At 58.9% G+C, this 18,640-nt stretch carries 20 protein-coding genes; 7 read left to right on the forward strand and 13 right to left on the reverse strand.

Features of this window, described 5'->3' with window-relative positions; genetic code table 11:
* The 4 genes from NTW95_12070 to NTW95_12085 form a co-directional block, all read left to right on the forward strand.
* Nucleotides 1-451, forward strand: a 451-nt coding sequence (locus NTW95_12070) for a hypothetical protein (GenBank protein ID MCX6558143.1), incomplete at its 5' end; no start/stop codon positions are given.
* Nucleotides 452-466: 15 nt separating this feature from the next.
* The gene (locus NTW95_12075) at nt 467-733 is read left to right on the forward strand and encodes a hypothetical protein (GenBank protein MCX6558144.1); all 267 of its coding nucleotides are present in this window, start codon (nt 467-469) and stop codon (nt 731-733) included.
* 78 nt (nt 734-811) lie between these two features.
* On the forward strand, nt 812-1,012 hold the full coding sequence (locus tag NTW95_12080; GenBank protein MCX6558145.1) for a hypothetical protein: 201 nt from the start codon (nt 812-814) through the stop codon (nt 1,010-1,012).
* Nucleotides 1,009-1,737 carry an ABC transporter ATP-binding protein gene (locus NTW95_12085; protein ID MCX6558146.1) on the forward strand — a complete coding sequence of 243 codons (729 nt, stop codon included), beginning with the start codon at nt 1,009-1,011 and terminating at the stop codon, nt 1,735-1,737. Before NTW95_12080 ends, NTW95_12085 begins: the two co-directional genes overlap by 4 nt.
* A 49-nt stretch (nt 1,738-1,786) precedes the next feature.
* On the opposite strand, the gene NTW95_12090 is transcribed toward NTW95_12085, so the two are convergent.
* Together NTW95_12090 and NTW95_12095 are read right to left on the reverse strand one after the other, a co-directional pair.
* Entirely contained in the window at nt 1,787-3,751 is a 1,965-nt protein-coding gene (locus NTW95_12090; GenBank protein ID MCX6558147.1) for a SpoIIE family protein phosphatase, read from the reverse strand.
* Between the two features lie 106 nt (nt 3,752-3,857).
* Nucleotides 3,858-4,211, reverse strand: a complete 354-nt coding sequence (locus NTW95_12095) for a hypothetical protein (protein ID MCX6558148.1) — start codon at nt 4,209-4,211, stop codon at nt 3,858-3,860.
* A 186-nt stretch (nt 4,212-4,397) separates the two neighbouring features.
* Between NTW95_12095 and NTW95_12100 the strand changes: the two genes are divergently transcribed.
* Together NTW95_12100 and NTW95_12105 are read left to right on the forward strand one after the other, a co-directional pair.
* Entirely contained in the window at nt 4,398-4,973 is a 576-nt protein-coding gene (locus tag NTW95_12100; GenBank protein MCX6558149.1) for an RNA polymerase sigma factor, read from the forward strand.
* Nucleotides 4,970-5,482 (forward strand): hypothetical protein, encoded by a 513-nt coding sequence (locus tag NTW95_12105; GenBank protein ID MCX6558150.1) that lies wholly within the window; start codon nt 4,970-4,972, stop codon nt 5,480-5,482. The genes NTW95_12100 and NTW95_12105 overlap by 4 nt, the downstream gene beginning before the upstream one ends.
* 15 nt (nt 5,483-5,497) lie before the next feature.
* Here NTW95_12105 and NTW95_12110 read toward each other — a convergent pair whose 3' ends face one another.
* The 8 genes from NTW95_12110 to NTW95_12145 all read right to left on the reverse strand — a co-directional run bounded on the left by NTW95_12110 (nt 5,498) and on the right by NTW95_12145 (nt 12,855).
* Nucleotides 5,498-6,139 (reverse strand): hypothetical protein, encoded by a 642-nt coding sequence (locus NTW95_12110; protein ID MCX6558151.1) that lies wholly within the window; start codon nt 6,137-6,139, stop codon nt 5,498-5,500.
* Nucleotides 6,132-7,253 (reverse strand): hypothetical protein, encoded by a 1,122-nt coding sequence (locus NTW95_12115; protein MCX6558152.1) that lies wholly within the window; start codon nt 7,251-7,253, stop codon nt 6,132-6,134. Before NTW95_12115 ends, NTW95_12110 begins: the two co-directional genes overlap by 8 nt.
* 48 nt (nt 7,254-7,301) lie before the next feature.
* Nucleotides 7,302-8,165: a zinc-dependent peptidase gene (locus tag NTW95_12120; protein ID MCX6558153.1), complete on the reverse strand. Its 864-nt coding sequence runs from the start codon at nt 8,163-8,165 to the stop codon at nt 7,302-7,304.
* 3 nt (nt 8,166-8,168) lie between these two features.
* Nucleotides 8,169-9,593 carry an MFS transporter gene (locus NTW95_12125; GenBank protein ID MCX6558154.1) on the reverse strand — a complete coding sequence of 475 codons (1,425 nt, stop codon included), beginning with the start codon at nt 9,591-9,593 and terminating at the stop codon, nt 8,169-8,171.
* A gap of 48 nt (nt 9,594-9,641) precedes the next feature.
* Nucleotides 9,642-10,013: a PIN domain-containing protein gene (locus NTW95_12130; protein MCX6558155.1), complete on the reverse strand. Its 372-nt coding sequence runs from the start codon at nt 10,011-10,013 to the stop codon at nt 9,642-9,644.
* Nucleotides 10,013-10,210: a type II toxin-antitoxin system VapB family antitoxin gene (locus NTW95_12135; protein MCX6558156.1), complete on the reverse strand. Its 198-nt coding sequence runs from the start codon at nt 10,208-10,210 to the stop codon at nt 10,013-10,015. Before NTW95_12135 ends, NTW95_12130 begins: the two co-directional genes overlap by 1 nt.
* A gap of 113 nt (nt 10,211-10,323) precedes the next feature.
* Nucleotides 10,324-11,649, reverse strand: a complete 1,326-nt coding sequence (locus tag NTW95_12140; protein MCX6558157.1) for an MbcA/ParS/Xre antitoxin family protein — start codon at nt 11,647-11,649, stop codon at nt 10,324-10,326.
* Between the two features lie 45 nt (nt 11,650-11,694).
* On the reverse strand, nt 11,695-12,855 hold the full coding sequence (locus NTW95_12145; protein ID MCX6558158.1) for an ATP-binding protein: 1,161 nt from the start codon (nt 12,853-12,855) through the stop codon (nt 11,695-11,697).
* Nucleotides 12,856-12,991: 136 nt separating this feature from the next.
* On the opposite strand from NTW95_12145, the gene NTW95_12150 reads away from it, so the two are divergent.
* Nucleotides 12,992-13,837: a hypothetical protein gene (locus NTW95_12150; protein MCX6558159.1), complete on the forward strand. Its 846-nt coding sequence runs from the start codon at nt 12,992-12,994 to the stop codon at nt 13,835-13,837.
* A 5-nt stretch (nt 13,838-13,842) separates the two neighbouring features.
* On the opposite strand, the gene NTW95_12155 is transcribed toward NTW95_12150, so the two are convergent.
* The 3 genes from NTW95_12155 to NTW95_12165 all read right to left on the reverse strand — a co-directional run.
* The gene (locus NTW95_12155; protein MCX6558160.1) at nt 13,843-16,914 is read right to left on the reverse strand and encodes an efflux RND transporter permease subunit; all 3,072 of its coding nucleotides are present in this window, start codon (nt 16,912-16,914) and stop codon (nt 13,843-13,845) included.
* A 28-nt stretch (nt 16,915-16,942) separates the two neighbouring features.
* Nucleotides 16,943-18,097, reverse strand: a complete 1,155-nt coding sequence (locus tag NTW95_12160) for an efflux RND transporter periplasmic adaptor subunit (GenBank protein ID MCX6558161.1) — start codon at nt 18,095-18,097, stop codon at nt 16,943-16,945.
* 2 nt (nt 18,098-18,099) lie between these two features.
* On the reverse strand, nt 18,100-18,640 hold a 541-nt coding region (locus NTW95_12165), incomplete at its 5' end, for a TolC family protein (protein ID MCX6558162.1).

Raw genomic sequence — 18,640 nt, forward strand, 5'->3', positions numbered from 1 at the left:
CGGCCAGGCTTTTGATTCATTTTTCCTGGATGAATCCTTCGGCCGCATGTACCAGGCGGAAGAGCGATTCAACAAGATTTTCACCTCGTTCGCCGTGCTGGCCATCTTGATATCCTGCCTCGGACTGTTCGGGCTCGCCGCTTACATGACCGAGAAACGAACCAAGGAAGTCGGCATCCGCAAAGTGCTTGGGGCATCGATTTTCAGGATAGTATTTCTGCTTTCCAATGAGTTCAGCAAGTGGGTCCTGGTCGCCAATGTCATCGCCTGGCCGCTGGCCTATTATTTCATGAACCGCTGGCTGCAGACCTTCGCTTACCGCACCACGATCGGGTTCGGCATTTTCTTCTTTTCCGGCCTTGCCGCCCTGGCCATCGCCCTGCTCACCGTGGGTTACCAGTCGGTCAAAGCCGCCCGCGCCAACCCGGTGGACAGCCTGCGTTACGAATAACCAAGGAGGACTAAAATGAAAGAAATCACTTTGCAAATCCCGGTTCTGGAAGCCGAACAGAACATCGAGATCGACGTGCGCATCAACGGCCGGCGCCAGGTCATGAAATACCGCGTCGAGATCGTGGAGTTCGAAGCCGATGCCGAGCAGAAGAATGACTCGGTGGCCCTGCTCAAGCAAGTGATCCGCGAACACGACCCTGACTGGCAGTTGATCCAGATCGGCGCCCCGCTGGACCACAAGATTCCGGTGACCTTCCGCCAGAAGCAACTCGCCCAGTGAACAATGGACCGGTCGCTTGCTTTGTTGCATGAATACGATTGCCAAGGAGGATGCAGGATGAGCTTGAAGGAAATTTTAATGAAGCTAAGCGCGGAAAGGATGCCGGTGCTGCTGTGCGACAGCCAGAGCGAATGGGAGGCCGAATCGCTGCTCGATTCGCTGTCCGCACCGCGGCTGCGGGCTTCCGCCTACCTGCAGCCGGGTCTGTACATCGCCGAGATCAGCGAGAACGGCTACCTGGGGCGGGTGCTCTACAAGATCAAGGGAAAGCAGCCGTGATCAAATTGCGGGGCATTACCAAGTTTTACAGCAGCGGCTTTACCAAGACCTATGTACTCAGAAATATCGACCTCGACGTGCGCGAAGGGGAGTTCCTGACCATCATGGGCCCCTCCGGAGCCGGCAAATCGACCTTGCTTTATATCATCGGCATGCTCGATGACGCATCGGAAGGAGAATACCACTTCAACGACCAGGCGATCCACTCCTTAAGCGAAGCGCAGCGCACCCGGATCCACCAGCAGCACATCGGCTTCGTTTTTCAAAGCTACCACCTGATCGACGAGCTGACCGTCTACGAGAACCTAGAGACCCCGCTGCTCTACAAAAAAGTCAAGGCCGACGAGCGCAAGAGCCTGGTCGCCGATGCCCTAGACCGCTTCCATATCGTGGCCAAGAAGAATCTTTTCCCCAGCCAGCTCTCGGGCGGGCAGCAGCAGCTGGTAGCCGTGACCCGCGCCGTGATCATCAACCCGAGACTGATTCTGGCCGATGAACCCACCGGCAACCTGAACTCCAAGCAGGGCGAGGAGATCATGGGATTGTTCAAGGAGCTCAACCAAGAGGGAACCACCATCATCCAGGTCACCCACTCGGAAAAGAACGCCTCTTATTCAGACCGGGTCATCCAGCTCCTGGACGGCTGGATGGAAAAGGGGGAAAAAGGGCCGGGTGCGTGCCGGAACGCGCAGGCCGAAGGCGGCAAAAGGCTCACCTCATCTTGATGACCAGCAGCGTGATGTCGTCGTGCTGCACCGGTTGGTTGGCAAAGGCTTAGATCTCATCCTTGACCAGGTTCAGCAAGGACTCGGCCGCGGCTCCCCGGTTGGACTGCACGATGCTCTGCAAGCGCTCGTAACCGAATTCGTTACCGATTAGGTTCTTGGCCTCGGAAATGCCGTCGGTGATGAAAACGATGATGTCACCGCTGTGGAGCGGGATGGATATTTCCTTCATTTTTTCGCTGAAGATCGGCTCATCGGTCGCGCCCAAGACCAATCCCGGCGGCACATAGGTTTCCATCCGCTCGCGCCTGCTCACGAAAAAGGGCATGTGCCCGGCCCGGGCGATACGCAGGGTCTGGCCTTTCGGGTCGATCACTCCGTAGCTGGCCGATACGAAGCGATTTTTTTCAAGGCTTTTTCTCAAAACGCAATTGGCCCTGGCCAGCAGTTGGCCGGGACCATCGACTACGCAGCACAAGGACTCAAAAATTCCCTTCAATTCGGCCATGATGAAAGCGGCGGCCAGTCCTTTTCCCGATACGTCGGCAATGACAAATCCTAAACAGTGGTCGTCCAGGAGAAAAAAATCGTAATAATCCCCGCCGACTTCATAAGCCGGCGAGAAGTAGACGGCCAAGTCGGCCCAGGCCAGCTTCGGGACGGACCGGGGCAGCAGACGGCGCTGGATCACCCGGGCGACCTCCAGCTCCTTGAGCAATCGCTCCTTTTCCAGGCGGGTCTCCAGCATGCGCGCATTTTCCAGGGCCATGGCAGCCGAATTGGCGAAAGCCCCGATCGTCTGGATATCCTCTTCCTCAAAAACCGAGTCCCGCTTGATGGCCACGAACAGGTAGCCGGTGATCCGGTTCTTGACCCGCAAGGGGGCCATGGCCAGGGAGCTGAAGGTGAACGTCAGGGTGTCGTTCTGGATGTGAACGCGCAGCTTCTTGTCCCGGAACATGGTCACGGCGCGGTGGCTGGGTCCGCTTTCGGCAAGCAACGCCAGGCTGAGCTCGCGCGCTTCGCGGCTACCGATATTGAAGGCGGCCGGAACGCTGACTTCGTTGTTTTCCTCGATCAGTAGCCAGGAGAAATCGCCGTGGCAAACGTGGGCGGTGACGCTGATCACCTTTTCGGCCAGCTCCTTGAACTCCATGGCTCCGGTGATCGACTGGCTCAAATCGACCAGCGAGGCGAATTCCTCGGCCTTGCGGTCGTAAGCATCGGCGGTGGGCAGATGAAAGAGGGTGGCGAACAGGATCACCCCGGAATAGCAAGCCCCGTAAAGCAGGATGAGCTTGCCGACCTGGAAAAGACCGGGCGACAGGCTGGCAACGACCTTGGCGATGGCATGGCTGTTGAAAAAGAAAGTAGAGCCGGCCAGAAAAATCGCCAGCGACAAGCCGGCCAGGGCAATCAATATTTTTTTCTGCTTTTTGACCAGAAAAGCGATCCATTTGACCCGGAACGAGTTCAGCAGCAGGAAGCAAATGGACAGACTCATGAAAAAGGGAACCGCCGTGGCGATGACGACTGGAGCAAAATAGGTAAGGATGAAACAGGCCAGCATGACTTTGAAAAACCATCCCGGCTGGCGCGCTTTTTTTAAGAAAAACAGTTCGCGCCATCCCGAAACCAGCAGGCCCAAAATGGCGGCAAAAACGATCAGCAGGCCTCCGCCGGCCAAATTGACGGCAGCCCCGGCCTCGCCGCGACTGGCCGGCTGGAACAAGCGGCCGCTCCAGACAGCGAAAAGGATGAGGCTCGACGCACCGAGGGCGGTGATCGCCAGCACGACGGTCAGGGGCCTGTTTTTGTTTTTCGCGAAAAAGCCGCTGCCCGCCCAGGTCCAGGCAACCAGGGAAGCGAACAGCGCCGCTTCGCCGACCAGGCTGAGCCACCCTGGCTCCAGGCCCGGCGCCAGGGCGCGGAACAGCAGGTTGCCGACGGCCACGATAATGGCCAGCGCCAACGCCGTTTTTTGGTTTGCTCTGAATGAAAAGCCTTTCTTCACGCCGACAAAATACCACAATAACAAAAAAAAACAAAGCAGGCCGGCCGGGATGCCCTCGGGCGCACCGGACCGTGCCTGCTTTTAAAACGACGTTATCCGCTCCGCCCTACTCTTTCTTCTCTTGGGAACGGGCGATGGCATAATAAATAAGCATCGCCAGGCCGGCCATGAAGAAAACCGCGCCGGCGGTAATTTCACCGCGGATCCCGACCGGCACCCATTCATGGATCGCAAAGGTGAAAATAAAAGCCAGGCCCACGGCGATCATCACCAGTCCCCACTTCAACGATGAAGCCGATTCAAGGACCGAATGTGGATTGAACAGGGGCTTGATCTTTTCATCGACCATGCCTTTCTCGATCAATTTGGCGCGCAAACGGGAATCCGTGACCACCTTGACCAATTCCAGGACAAAATAGCCGATAACTGCCAAAATCAGAACCGGGACCATATTTTCCATGTTTTTCCTCCATGGTGATTATTCGCGGCGGCAACGACCGCCTCTGTCCAATCAAACAGTGTGCGCAGGAAAATGTTGCAGCGGGGAAATTTTTTTTCGGTGCAACATTCACTCCTTTTGAAGCGTTAGTTTATAATACGGATGAAAAACGGAACATTAATCAGTTTTCGCATGGATGGCACAAACATGGATCCAGCGGCCGCGGAAACCAGCTTGCTGCTCGAACGAGTCAAGGCGGGCGATCGCCAGGCCTATCGCACTTTCATTGAAAAATACCAGCGCCTGGTGGCGGCTATCGTTTTCCGCATGGTGTACAATGCCGCCGACCGGGAGGATCTGAGCCAGGAGATTTTTCTGAAAATATTCGCCCATATCAGGGAATTCGAGGGGTTCGACAAAATCTCGGCCTGGATCGGCCGCATCGCCAGCAACACCTGCATCAACCATTTGCGAAAAAAACGCATCCCGTTGTTCGACGATATCGCCGCTCCAGGACAGGGCCTGGAAAATGTCGCCGGCAGCAGCCCGACTCCCGAATTCCTGAACGAACAGGCCAGCGGCAACCTGGAACTGCAGAGGGAAATCGATCACTTGCCGGCGCACTACCGGCTGATCCTGACCCTGTTCCATTTCTCGGAAATGAATTACGACGAAATCGGCCAGGCCCTGGCCATGCCGGCCGGAACGGTCAAGAGCCATCTTTTCCGCGCCCGGCAAAAATTGCGTGAACGGCTGATGCCGGCCGTCCGGGAGGAAGCATGACAAACGAACATCTGCGTGACGAACAGATCCAGGAAATCCTGGATCATATGGTATTGCAACCGGGTCAGATCCTTCCTCCACATTTACGCGCTTGCCCCTCCTGCCGCGAACGCTTCGCCCAGTATCGCCGGCTTTACGCCGGGCTGGCCGTTGATCCCGGCTTCGCCCTGCCGCCGGCATTCGCCGATTCAGTGCTGAAAAAATTCCCGTCTTCGCGGCCGGTTTTTTGGCAACGACCGGCCATGCGCATCTTCCTGGCCGCGAGCGCTTCAGCCCTCGTTTTAACCGGACTGGTCCTGTTCGTGCCCATGAAACCGCTGGCTGCTGCTACGGCGCGAATTTTCAATTCTTTTGCAGCGGCTTTTCGACCCCTGCCGGCTCAATTCCGGCAGCTGTTGGCCAGCTTGAACGCCGATGCCGGTTTGTTCATCCTGGGCGGGCTTGGCCTGCTCGGCGCCGCCGTTTTCGATCACATCCTGCAACAGCGAGTCTTGCGCCGCAGCCGCTGAAAAGGCATTCCCAGACTAAAACGAGATGCCCACGAAAGCGAAGGTCTTGAACAGGTGATAGCGGGCGACGGGGTCGGAATTAAATTCGTGGTTGCTGAAGGGCATGAAGAAATGAAGCCCCAGGTTGGCCGCCAGCAAGTTGAAATATTTTTTAAAATGCACCAGGCGCAGGCGGACGGTCGAGTACAACCCGTATTGGATATTCCGGAAGATGCTGGCATCGTCGACCTCGTCCGTGAGCTGGCCGCTGACATGGGTGTATTGCCGGCTTAAAAAGACGTTGAAGAAGGGGCCGGCCGAAAAATCGAGGCGCAGCTCGACGTCGAATTGGCGCAGGTTGATGGGCAGGGTGAGCACCTTGCCGTAGCCCATGCCGAGGGCGTTTTTCTTCATATTCCAGATGCCGTTCTCGATGTCGACGTTCTCGCCCTTGCTGATGTTGCCGAAAATGAAAAATTCCTGGCGGTTCGGCTCGAAAGAGGAGAGCATGATCAGCATGTCCCAAAAACTGGGCGCGGGCAACTTGTCGGCGATGTACTGACTGGTGAAGACCTTCAGATGCTCATGGGAATTGAACGAGACGTAGAAGCCCAGGTCGGCGAAGGCCGGCGCGGCAAGGATGATTCCCAAGATGAACAGGAGCATTTTTTTATTCATGGGTCCCCCCTTCCTCGTCGCCCGGCTTGACGCTCAGCTGGACCATGACCTTTTCCTTGGCCTGGACCAGCTCCTGCTTCAGGCCTTCGTTGGCCGCTTTTGCCTCCAGCAGGGCAACGGTCTTCTCTTCAGTGACTTTTTCGCGCTTGATCACTTTGGGCAGCTGCAGCAACGCCTTCAGGCTGAAGGCGATGCCGGCGATGTTGAACACCCGGTGCATGCCGTAGAGGGCCGACTTGGCATACAATGACGTTTCCGGGTTGGAGATGGTGGAAGAGACGAAGGTGGCATTGACTATAAAAAAACCGGCGCCGATCAGAAGATCCTTCAAAAATGACTTTTTGAACTCCTGTTTGTCAAAAACCGTGCGCTGGGAAAGGATCACGGTCTCGCTCCGGGCCTCGGGCTGAAATTCCCGTCCCTTGATCTTCAGTTCGGCCGTGAGCGGGTCAAAGGCCGTGTTTTCCGGGGCCTGATAGCCCATTTCGATGGCAAAGTACTTTTCCATCTCCTTTTCCGGGGCGCCAACCAGCGTCAGCAACAGCCGGAAATCGTGACGGGCCGTCCTGAAAAAATCACCGGCGACCGGGAAGGCCACGACCCGGGGTTCCTCGCCCAGGACTCCCTGAGCCAGCACATCGCCATTGGCGGCGAACAATTGAAATTGGCAGGGGACGGACAGCTGCAGCCGCAGCTTCAACTCGCTGGGCGGACTGAAATAGGCGATCGCGGCCGACGCGGGCGCCATGGCCAGTTCCCGGATCACCGGAAAATCCCTTTGCCATGACGCCTTGAACTGCAGGATTTTCTGCCTGGTCGCAACGGCGATAAAGCCGATTTTGACGTCAGCCGCCTTGAATTGCTCGAGGTACTTTTTCATCCACGACAACTCGGCTGGCGGGTTATTGAGCCTGGACTGGCAGTAGCCAATCAGCAGGCAGACCACCGCTTTATCGTCAGCGGCCAGGTCGGGGAAAACCTTCTGCAGCGATTCGACCAGCTGCGGGTAGTTTTTCTCCACCGCGATCCGGGCGGCGGTTTCTTTTTTCCAATCAACGGCCCGCAATGAAAAGATCATCGCCAAGCCCAAAAAAATCACACTCTTTTTTCTCACGCCCATCCCACCTCCATGCCCACACTGAAAATCATACTATAAACAAGATTAAAACAAAATTCGCCGCGGGTCCTGGTTGAAAAATTCCCCCAGCCTTCCGTACAGTTCGGGATGGGCGGCATACAGCCGGTTTGGCTGTTCAAAGAACATTTCGCAGGCCACGGCAAAAAACTCGGCTTCATTGACCGCGGCATAGGCCGGCAGGATCGATCCCTGCTCCAGGTGCTGGCGCCATTGCGCGGTCCAAAAGTCGGTCCAGGAGCCGCCGTGCGCATGCGGATAGCCGGTGAAGCTTTTCCTCCGCTCGCGGTCGAAAAAATGGGCCAGCTCATGGAGCAGGACATTGCGCCCGGCGGCATGATCGGCACCCCCTTGCTTCAAGCCCTCCTCGGTGATCAGCAGCGGTCCGCGCTCCGGCGCCTGCCCGGCGATGTTTCCCGTCCCGGGCCGGTAGTTACGGTCGAAGCTCGCCCCGGGATAGACCGTGACCCCGTCGGGGAGCGGCGGCTCCCATTCGGGCCGGCCATGCAGCATGGTCGCCACGCCGGCTGCGACCAGCAGCCGCGTCTGCCAGGGGAGCGGCGCGCCGTGGATGGCAACGACATTGTCTTCGCTTAAAAAGAGTGCGATGTCCCGGGCAAATTTCATCTTGCCTGCGTCGTCCAGGCCGCGGAAATAGGCGGAATAAGAGAGCAGGAATTCATGCCAGGAAGGCGGCAGCGGCCGCCGCCCCGCCCGCCGCCGCCGCAGCGGTCTCCGCAGTGCCAGCCACAGGTAAAGGGCCAGCAGCGGCGGCACGACGAACAGCGCGATCGCCTGGCCGGAAACGAAAAAAACCAGCAGCGCCAGCAACGGGATCAACAGCGCGTAGAAGCCGGCGAAAATGGCATCCGTCTTGTAGATGATCTGCATGGGTTAAGATCTGTGCAGCCGGCCACGGGCCAGCGAGAAAAAGACCCCGCTGACGCACAGGGCGGAAAAAATGGCAAAGCAAACCTTGACGCTCTTGATGAAGGGCGGATAGCTGTCCGGGGTGATTTTCGCCTTCCCGATCAGCAGGGAAAATACCAGGGTGGCGACGCCCATGCTCAGCATCCCGCCGACGATGCGCATGGTTCCCAGGGTCGACGCGGCCACGCCGTAGAATTTTTTCTCGACCGATCCCATGACGGCATGGGTATTGGGGGACGAGAAAAGGGCAAAGCCGAAGCCGACCAAAACCAGGGCGGAGACGATGAAGCTTAAGCCGCTTTCCCTGCCGATCCAGGCGAACACGAAAAGACCCGCGGCGCAGAACCCCATGCCCAGCGACGCCACAACCCGCGGTTCCATGCGGTCGGAAAGGCGACCCGCCACGGGGGAAAAGAGGGCCATCACCACCGGCTGGGCGATCAGGATCAGGCCGGCCGTGCGCGGGGTGAACCCCTTGATGTACTGCAGGTACAGGCTCATCAGGAAACTGATGGCGAAGGTGGCGCTGTAGTTGATCAGCGCCGCCAGGTTGGAAAAGGCGAAAACAATGTTGCCGCGCACCAGCCGGGCCTGAAAGATGGGGTGGGGATTGCGCACTTCCCAGCGCACGAACAGGGGCAGGGCCGCCACGGCGGCCAGGAGCATCGCCCCACCGCGCCAGCCCGGCAGCCAGGTGAAGCCGAGCATGAAGGCGGTCATCATCAGGATGTAAGCCAGGGAGCCTTTCCAGTCGAACGATTCACCGCGGCACTCGGCCCACTCCTGGGGCATCTTCAGCCAGAGGGCGGTCAGGACCACCAGCCCAAGCGGGAAGTTGATCAGGAACACCCAGCGCCAGCCCAGGTACTGGGTGAGCATGCCGCCGATGAAAGGGCCCAGGGACAGCCCGGAATAGGTCGCGGCCACGTTGATGCCCAGCACCCAGCCGCGTCGCTGCGGCGGAAAAACCGAGGTCAGGATGGCGACGCTGGTGCCGAAAACCATGGCGCTGCCCGTTCCCTGCAGCACCCGGGCGAGGAGAAAGAGGCGCGCGCCGGGGGCCAGGCCGGCCGCGAGCGAGGAGACGCCGAAGAGCAGCGTGCCGATGGTGAACACCCTCTTGCGGCCGTGAATGTCGGCCAGGCGTCCGAAAGGGAGGAGGAAGGCGGCGGCGGCCAGGAGATAGGCGCTGGCCACCCAGCCCAGCTGGACGGCGCTCATGGCGAAATCGCGCCCGATGGACGGCAGGGCGACGGCCACCGCCGAGGCCATCATCGGCGACAAGAACGAATCCAGGGTCGTCACCAGCAATGCCGTGCGCTGCAGCGATCTGTCTTCCATGTCGACTCCTCGTTCGATCTGCCCAGCCAGCAGAACATTTTCATTCAACAATTCAAGAATTTTAGCATATTTCAATGCGCATGCGACCTGATTTTATCAAATTGGAACAGGACTATAAGCAAGGTTTAGTTTTTTCGCTGTTACGTGCAAGCGCCGGTCCTTGGTCCAGAACAAATGAACGCTCAATTGCGCTGACGCCAGCAAATGGACATCGATCAAACCGAGGCCCTTGCCGCTGAGCGAGTTCTTTTCAACATAAAAAAGAATTTCATCGTCAGAGACTTTTTCCGCTTGCGGCAACGCTTGCAGCAAGGATAATATTTCTTTGCGGTTGCCGAGATTCCCGCAGGCGAGCTCGCCGATGACGAACGGATGGACCGAGACCAGTCCTTTGTTTAATAGATTAGCCAAAAGAGCATTGTCTTTCCGGAAATGATCCACCCAAACCGATGTGTCGACCAACACCATTAATTAACTTCCTGGCGGCGACGGGGGACCGAATGGAGTTTCTTTTCACTGCCGCCCAAACGGGCCAGGCGGCGGCTACTCTCCAGGGCGATCAATGCCTCAAGTCCCAATCGTACCAAAGAGGTTTTTTCCTTGATGCCGGTTAATTCCTTGGCCTTTCGTATTAATTTGTCATCCATATTCAACGTGGTGCGCATGCGCTCTCCTTTGTGCCTGTTTTATATGTATTAGTATGCATTAATTATATGTATTTGGCAATAACAAGGAAAAGCCAGGGCGCGGTTTGGAGGCTTTTCCGATCGAAGCGGAATTAGAAATCTTCAGAGGCAAGACCGAGTCCTTCCCACAGGAATGCAGAATCTAGGGCCGGTTCTCCCCGCAGCCGCGATTCCTCCTCCATGTGCTCGATACCTTTGAGGAGTTCCGCTACCCGTTTTTTCCCGGCGCTGGAACGTACGGCTTGGAGCGGCGTTTTGCCCTGGAGAGCCGGAATAGGTTTTTTCAGCCAGCCTTTGTAGTAAGCACGCTTGAACTCGAGCATTTTTTCCGGGGCAATGATCTCGGCCCCTGCCGGCATCTCGCCGACGGCAGCCGCCGGCGCTTCCGCGAGCATCTTCTCGATGGGCTTCCTGGTTTCCTCGATCAGCCGTAACTCAGCGCCGCCAGCCTGTTTCAAGATGGCTAAACCACGGTTGAAGCGCCGCAGCGAATTGGCCTCGAAGGCCAGATCGTTCCCGTCCCAAAAGAAGCTGCCGAGGATTTTCCGTCCACCGGCTTCGTCGCGTTCTGGGGAAAGCCAGATGATTTGATCGGGGCCGTTTTCCTCAGTGAGAATCTTTTTTTGCCCGAGCAGATTGAAATGTACGGCGGCACGATTATCGGTCCGGAACAGGGCCCGACAGAAAACGAGGCGATGGCCATCGCGGTTGCGCATTTCCGGCTTACGCGGGTGGAGCGCCAGTTCGAGCCACTCGCGGCAGATCAGGGGGGAAAAACCACAGCGGAAATCGTCCGGAGACGATCCTGTCTTTTTAGTCATGTTGCGAAATTCATTTATAATTTTTTCCAGGAACGGGCGCCGACCGGGTTCGAATGCGTACATAGCGGGCGAGAGACGCCAAACGCCATCCACGGACCAAAGCCGACAGACGATAAGTGCCCAGCGTTTCAACTGCCGGCTCGCCTTCATCTCTACAATCGGGAATTCGCTGCCGTCAGCCAGCCGCCGCAACACCACCCCGCGTCCAGGACAAACTTCGCGGATCTCGAACAGGTCCATCCTGGCCTGGGACATCATCGCGATAATATTCTTTTCGCGTCCGCTCAGGTCCAGTTTTTTACGCCGCAGGAATATATCCGTGACCGTTAACGCCATTTCGGGATCGACCATACAATCGAAGAGGAACCAGTCGAAGAAATCAAGCATGAGGGAATTTCCGACGCCGTCGGCGAGCATCTTCGGATCAGCAGGGCCCGGAGGCGCAAACAGCGCCATCGACTTTTCCATCTCCGCGTCATAGAACCGTCTCGCGAAAATCATTATTTTTTCAATCAGCCGGTCCTGGATCCTGGATTCTTCATTTACGGGAAACCCGTCTTCGGGAAAATCAAATATTTCCGTTGTTCTTTCCTTCATTTTTGTTTCTCTTTGGTCTTTACTGCCATTCCAAAACCTGAACGATCAAACGCCCCGAAAAAGGCCGGCGATGGGGAGAACCCGAATCCCATTCATTTCCAGGTACTCCGCTCCGAGATAAAACAGGAAACCCCTTGTCTTCTGCGGCGCGTGGTTGACGAACTCCCGCAAGTGACTGATATCCCTCTTGTCGACCGTTTCACTGGCCTTGATTTCGACGGCATGGATGATATTTCCGGCTTCGAAAATACAATCGATCTCCCGGCCCCCGGAATTCCGGTAATAATAGAGTTGTTCGGCTTTGATGTACCCCAGTTTGCGGCGCTTTTCCAGCTCGGCGATGACGAAATTTTCCACCTGCTGGCCCATGCTCACCTGCTGGTTCATGGCGGTGATGATCCCGGTATCGCTAAAATAGATTTTGGCCGCCTTGATGAAGCGCTTGGCCGGTCCGTACTGGTAGCCATACAACGGGAATGCGAGCTGCGCCTGGGTCAAGATGTTCAAGTATTTTTTAGCGCTGGGGTAGCTCAGGCCGGATTCCCGGGCAAAACTGGAGACTTCGACCAGAGAACCGAGCGAACGGACCAGGTGGTGGAATATGGCCAGCAAGCCGGCTCCATGTTCGATGTTGCCCAGTTGCAGCAGATCACGGATGAAATAGGTATTTTTATAGTTTTCGAGAAGTTCGAGTTTTTCTGCTTCACTTTCGCGGCAAAGTATTTCGGGAAATTGCCCGAATTTCATGGCCGAGGCGATTTTTCTGCGGGCCAACTGCAGCCGCGGCGTTTGCAGATGTTCGCTGAACAACGAGTGATCCACATCCCCCGCCTCCTCGCCCCAGCAGAGAGTGGGCAACGATTGAATGTGGATTCGCCCGGCCATGGAGTCGGCAGCCGAATCGAGAAGGCCCAGCGTGCTCGAACCGCTGAGCATGAACGTGGCTCCCTGGTTGTCGATGGCATACTTGACCGCCACGGTCAGGCGCGGACAACGCTGAACCTCATCGATGATGGCGTTTTTCCCCAGACTTTCTACGAACCCCTTCGGGTCTTTGTTGGCCCAAGTCAACAGGTCGTAATCGTCGAGCGTGGCATAATGGAAGTCGGGAAATCGGCTTTTCAACAGGGTGGTTTTTCCCGCCCGCCGCGGTCCGACCAGTAAAAGCGATTTTTTTGGGGATAATTCCAGCCATCTTTTAAACATACTTAAATTCTATCATGGATTTTTTTAATGTCAAGTTATAATATAGCATTTCCAAAAAGATTTTTGTTGAGGCAATGCGAATAATTGACAGTTTCGTTTCATCCGGTTAGAATCAAGGACAATTATGGAGCAAACCATGAAAATAAGACTATTTATAAGCGCTTGGATCCTCCTGCTGTTCATTACCACGGCCCGCCCGCTGACCGCCAGCAGCCGGCAGGATATCCGCGAGCTGGGCGACAAGCTGGCCCAACAGGCCGCCTACCTGTCCCAGAGCAGTTTCGAGCATTTCAAGGGTTGGAAAGGCGAAATATCCGATTCCGAGCAGGCCATTCTTTTCAAATCGGAGGCTTTCGCCGCCTCCTGCCGCCTGTTCCTCAGACTGAGCGAAGAAAACGAAGGGTTCTTCGGAAACGACAACCTGCGCACCAACCTGTTCAACGCCTTCACCTTCCTGGTCCGTTCATTCAGGGAATTGGAGAAGGATTTCCAATCATCCGCATTGAACGACTGCCGCGAAACCCTGAACGAGCTGGAGCGCGCCTTCAGCCGCTGGCCGGCCCAGGACAACCTGGCCTATTTGCATCAGAAATTCGTCCAGGCCCACGACCAGACCGTTTACCTGATCGAGCGCGTCGGCATCGGTGAATACGTGCGCCGGCCGATCGCCAGCCTGGAAAGCCTGTACCGCTTCAACTTCCTGCTGAACCGCTCCAAGGATCCCTGGAAATACCGGGTCGAGATCGAGCGCTCGACCTTGGAAAAAATGGCCGCTGGCGCGCCCATCGCCCTGACTTTCAACAACTGCCTGGTCATGGACATGAACGAGTATCCCAACCGGCCGGTTTTTCTGATCGAAAATGGAATAAAACGGCCCCTCTCTTCGCCGGCGGCATTGCCGCGTTTCGGCGGCTGGAAAGCGGTTTTTGAGGTTCCGGCCAGCGTGATCGAATCCTACCCTCTGGGCGAGCCGATCACCTGACAGCCCTACGATTTCGATTTCTTTCTGGAAAGGGCGATTTTGTCACGGAGCCTGACGCCCAACCCGTCGGTGGCCACGTAAAAAGCCGGCACCACGATCAGGCTCAGCACCGTCGACAAGGTCAGCCCGCCGATGATGGCGATGGCCATGGGCATGCGTATTTCCGAACCGGACCCGATGCCCAGCGCCGGCGGGATAGCCGCCATCAGAGTGGAAACCGCGGTCATCACGATCGGCCGCAGACGGATAGGGCCGGCCTTTTCCATGGCTTGGCGCGGATCGTTTCCCTGCCCGCGCAGCACGTTGGCGTAGTCGACCAGGATGATCGAATTTTTCTTGACGATGCCCATCAGCAGGAGCAAACCGATCATGCTGAAGATGTTCAGGCTCTGGTTGCCGACCCACAGGGCGAAGGCGGCGCCGGCGATCGACAGGGGCAGGATGGTGATCACCGTCACCGGGTGCAGGTAGGAGTTGAACTGGGAGGCCAGGATCATGTAGGCGATGAGGATGCCCAGGATCAGTGCGAAGAACAAGCTGCTGCTCGATTCGCGGAAGGCGACGCTGGCGCCGCCCAGCACGGCGCGGTAGCCGACCGGCAAATCCTTGCTCAGCTCTTCCACCGCCTTCAGCGCCTCGTCCTGCGCGTGCCCGGGGGCGACGTTGGCGAAGACGGTGATGGCCCGCTCGCGCTCGCGGCGGGTGATGGCCTGCAGGGCGGGCAGTTCGCGATACGTGACCAGCGCCGAAAGCGGCACCAGCTGCCCGGAGCGCGTGCGCACCCGCAGCTTGGCGATGTCCTCGGGTCGCGAGCGCTGAGCGGCCAGCAACTTGACGCGCACGTCGAGGCGCCGGCCACCGGTGCTGTACTTGCCGGCGCGGACGCCGCCGACCAGGGCGTTCAGGGTAGTCGCCACATCGTCGACCGACACGCCAACGTCGGAGATGCGGGCGCGGTCAGGCATGATGCGCAGTTCGGGCATGCCCAGCTGATAGTCGGTATCCAGGTCGACCACCACGCCGCTGGCCGCCAGCTTGGCCATCATCCCCTGGCTCAGGGAGATGAGCTTGTCCCAATCGGCGCCGCGCACCGAGAACTCCACCGGGAAGCCGCGCGTTGCCGTGAAGCCCGCCTGGGAAAGATCCTGAATGACGGCGCGCATGCCGGGGATGGCGTTCAACTCCTGGCGCAGCGCGGCGGAAAATTCCGCCTGCGAATGCTTGCGCTGCTTGGGAGGCACCAGGGTGACGAATATGTTGCCCTGGTTGACGCCACCGCTCCAGCCGCCGATCGAGCCGAACATGCGCGTGACCTCGGGTTTAGCGCCGATGATCGCCTCGGCTTTCTTGACCAGGTTGTCGGTCTCCTGCAGGCTGGAGCCGACCGCGGTTTGCATGCGCACGTTGACCAGGCTCTGGTCCTGGGAGGGGACGAACTCGCTGGGCAGGATCATGAAGACCCCCAGCGAGGCCAGGAAGAGGACCAGGGCGCCGATCAGGATTATCCCGGGCCGGCGCAGGCTCTTTTTCAGCAGCCGGGCGTAGAGCCCTTCCAACCAGCGGAAGCTCTTGTCCACGAGGAGCCCCACGCGGTTGCGGCTCTCGCGCGACGTCTGCAAAAATTGCGAGCAGCGGGCCGGCGCCAGGGTGACCGCCTCGACATAGGAGAGGAGGACGGCCAGGCACAGGGTAACGCCGAACTGCAGGAAGAAGCGGCCGATGACGCCGGAGACAAAGACCACCGGGATGAAGATGGCCACCACGGCCAGGGTGGCGGCCAGGGCGGCGAAGGCGATCTCATGGGTCCCCTCCAGGGCAGCTTGTACCAGTCCCTTGCCGCCTTCGGCGTGGCGGAAGATGTTCTCCATGACCATGATGGCGTCGTCGACGACGATGCCGACCGCCAGGGCCATGGCCAGCAGGGTGAAGGTATTAAAGGTAAAGCCCAGGAAGTAGATGATGGCCACGGTGCCCAGCAGCGACATGGGGATGGCCAGGATGACGTTGAGCGTCGAGGAAAAGGAACCGAGGAACATCCAGCAGACCAGGGCGGTGAGGATGACCGAGAGGATGAGCTCCATCTCGATCTCATTGACGGAGTCCTCGATGAACCTGGTGGAATCGAAATTGACGCCGACGATCATGCCGGCCGGGAGGTAGGGCTGAAATTCGTCCAGGGCCTTGCGCACCTGCTTGGCGACGGCGACGGCGTTGGCGCCGCGCTGTTTCTTGATGCTGATCCCCTGGGCCGGTGTACCGTTGACCCGCTGCAGTCGGCGCACGTCCTCGAAGCCGTCCTCGACCAGCGCCACGTCGCTGAGGTAGACCGGGCTGCCGTTGTTCTCGCGGATGACGATGTGCCGGAACGTTTCCAGGTCGATCGCTTCGCCCAGGACGCGGATATTGACTTCGCGCCCGGCGGTTTCCAGCCGTCCGGCCGGGACCTCGACATGCTCGCGCGTCAGCGCCGCCAGGACATCGTTGACCGTCACCTCGCGCTCGTCCATCCTGCTGGCGTCGAGCCAGATGCGGACGTTGCGTTCCAGGCCGCCGATCTGGATCTCGCCCACGCCGGGGATGGTCTGCAGTTTCTCCTTCAAACGGTAGCGCAGGTAGTCGCTCAGGACCCGCTGCGGGTAAGGCCCGGAAAGGGCGACCATCATGATCGGCTGGTCCTCGGGGTTGCTCTTGGAGATGATGGGCGGGTCGATGTCGCGCGGCAGGCGGCGCTGGGCCTGGGATACCTTGGTTTGCACGTCCTGCAGGGCCAGGTCGACGTTGCGCGACAGGTCCAGCTCCAGGGTAATGTTGGCGCTGCCCATGCGCGACGAGGAGGTGATGGTCTTGAGCCCCTCCACCTGGACCAGGGCCTCTTCGAGGATTTCCACCACGTCGTTTTCCATGACCTCGGGCGCGGCGCCCTCCCAGGTCACTGAAACCGAAATGTTCGGAAAATCGATATCGGGAAACTGGCTGATGCCGATCCGTGACCCGGCCACCAGGCCGAAGACGATGGTGGCGGCCATCAGCATCCAGGCCAAGACCGGTTTCTTGACGCAAACCTCGGTGATTTTCATGTCGGGTCTCCTTGACGGTGAGGCACGCTTATTTGGCAGGCTTGGCCTGGCTCTGGTCGGACCCGGCCTTTTTTTCTTCCACGCGCACGGGCACGCCGTCGCTCAGGGCCTCGGCGCCGCGGACCACCAGCATCTCCCCGCTCTGCAACCCGGAAAGGACCTCCACCTGACCGTCGGCGGTACGCATGCCCGGCGTCAATACGCGCTCAACGGCCAGGCCATTGACCACGACAAAGGCCAGGAAGCCCTTTTCGCTGGGCCGGATGGCCGCTTGCGGGATGACCGGCAGGGAACGGCTGTTGCCCACCGGTACCGTCACCTCGGCGAACGAGCCGGAACGGAGGACATCTTTCGCCTTGTCGATGACCTCGGAGGTCACGGCGACCATGCGCGTGCTCTCTTCGGTGGAAGCGGCGACATGGATGATCTTGGCAACGTATTGCCGGCTGTCATTGCGCACCTTGAACAGTGCCTTCATCCCCGGCTGCAGCCGCGCTGCATCCTGCTCGGTCGCCTGGAAGCGCAGCAGCAGGGGGTCACGGCGGACCAGGGTTGCCAGGACGGATCCGGGCTGGACATACTGCCCCGTCTGCACGGTGCGGGTCTGCACCAGGCCGGCCAGGGGCGCCCGCACATAGGCGTCGTGCAGGTTGAGCTTCGCCTGGTTGAGGGCGGCCTCGGTCTGGGCGACTTCGGCGGCGGCCACCAGCACCTTGGTGCGCCAGGCTTCGATCTCCTCGCCGGGAATGAGGCCGGGGTTCTTCGCATCCACCAGTTCCCGCCGCTTCAGGCCGGCCTCAGCGTCGCTTTTGGAGGCGGTGGCCTTGGCGAACGAGGCTTGCGCCGCCTCCACGGCCAGGCTGTACCGCTGAGGCTCTATTTCCACCAGAATCTGGCCGGAAGCGGTGCGATCGCCCTCGGTGAACAGCACGCGCTCGACCACGCCGGCCACCCGGGCGGTTATCTGGACTTTTTCAAAAGCCTCCACCGAACCCACGGCAGTGATGGAATAGACCACGGCGCGGTTCTGCACCTGCACCGTCTCCACCGGAAACTGTATGCCCGCACGCCCGGCGCCAGGGCCTTTTTTATCACCGGCCGCCTTGGCACTGCCTTTGCCGCAGCCCGCGGAAACCAGGACGATGGAAAGAACAGCCAGACACAATGCGCTCGCTTTTTTCATTTTCATATTTTAGGCTCCTTGCCAAACGGATCCAAACCCTGCGCGGCGCGCAGGTTCAGCAGCGCCAGGGCCAAACCGTTGCGCTGGCGGGCCACCTCCACTTCAGCTTCGAACTGGCTCACATTGGCGTCGGCCACCTGCAGGGCGTTGCTCAGGCCTTGGCGGTACAGTTCGGAGATCTCGGCGGCATTCTTGCGCGCCGCGTCCAAAGCGACCAGAGCCTTCTTCAACGAGGCCTGCTGGCTGGTCAGCTTGACCAGGCCGTCGCGCACCTCCAGGGCCAGCCGCCGGGACGCCCCCTGCAGTTCCAGATCGGCCAGGCGGGCCAGGGCCTTGTATTCCTTGGCTTCGCCGAAGCGCAGGAAACCGTCAAAGATCGACCAGTTGAGCGCCAGGCCGGCCGACCAGGTCGTGGATTTGCCGGTCAGCCCCGCCTCATTGGTATAGCGGTACTGGCTGGAAAGGCTCAGACTGGGCAGCCATTTGAGGCTCGGCTGCAGCACCAGGGCGTGTTGGGCACGGGCGTGCCAGGTCAGGGCGCGC

Source organism: Candidatus Aminicenantes bacterium (assembly GCA_026393795.1).
In the GTDB taxonomy this organism is placed as follows: domain Bacteria; phylum Acidobacteriota; class Aminicenantia; order UBA2199; family UBA2199; genus UBA2199.

What these genes read in the sequence shown, in the direction of transcription:
- NTW95_12075 (MCX6558144.1), top strand. Translation starts at nt 467, where the DNA reads ATGAAAGAAATCACTTTGCAAATCCCGGTTCTGGAAGCCGAACAGAAC.
- NTW95_12080 (MCX6558145.1), top strand. Translation starts at nt 812, where the DNA reads ATGAAGCTAAGCGCGGAAAGGATGCCGGTGCTGCTGTGCGACAGCCAG.
- NTW95_12095 (MCX6558148.1), bottom strand. Translation starts at nt 4,211, where the DNA reads ATGGAAAATATGGTCCCGGTTCTGATTTTGGCAGTTATCGGCTATTTT.
- NTW95_12100 (MCX6558149.1), top strand. Translation starts at nt 4,398, where the DNA reads ATGGATCCAGCGGCCGCGGAAACCAGCTTGCTGCTCGAACGAGTCAAG.
- NTW95_12105 (MCX6558150.1), top strand. Translation starts at nt 4,970, where the DNA reads ATGACAAACGAACATCTGCGTGACGAACAGATCCAGGAAATCCTGGAT.
- NTW95_12110 (MCX6558151.1), bottom strand. Translation starts at nt 6,139, where the DNA reads ATGAATAAAAAAATGCTCCTGTTCATCTTGGGAATCATCCTTGCCGCG.
- NTW95_12120 (MCX6558153.1), bottom strand. Translation starts at nt 8,165, where the DNA reads ATGCAGATCATCTACAAGACGGATGCCATTTTCGCCGGCTTCTACGCG.
- NTW95_12130 (MCX6558155.1), bottom strand. Translation starts at nt 10,013, where the DNA reads ATGGTGTTGGTCGACACATCGGTTTGGGTGGATCATTTCCGGAAAGAC.
- NTW95_12135 (MCX6558156.1), bottom strand. Translation starts at nt 10,210, where the DNA reads ATGCGCACCACGTTGAATATGGATGACAAATTAATACGAAAGGCCAAG.
- NTW95_12140 (MCX6558157.1), bottom strand. Translation starts at nt 11,649, where the DNA reads ATGAAGGAAAGAACAACGGAAATATTTGATTTTCCCGAAGACGGGTTT.
- NTW95_12145 (MCX6558158.1), bottom strand. Translation starts at nt 12,855, where the DNA reads ATGTTTAAAAGATGGCTGGAATTATCCCCAAAAAAATCGCTTTTACTG.
- NTW95_12150 (MCX6558159.1), top strand. Translation starts at nt 12,992, where the DNA reads ATGAAAATAAGACTATTTATAAGCGCTTGGATCCTCCTGCTGTTCATT.
- NTW95_12155 (MCX6558160.1), bottom strand. Translation starts at nt 16,914, where the DNA reads ATGAAAATCACCGAGGTTTGCGTCAAGAAACCGGTCTTGGCCTGGATG.
- NTW95_12160 (MCX6558161.1), bottom strand. Translation starts at nt 18,097, where the DNA reads ATGAAAAAAGCGAGCGCATTGTGTCTGGCTGTTCTTTCCATCGTCCTG.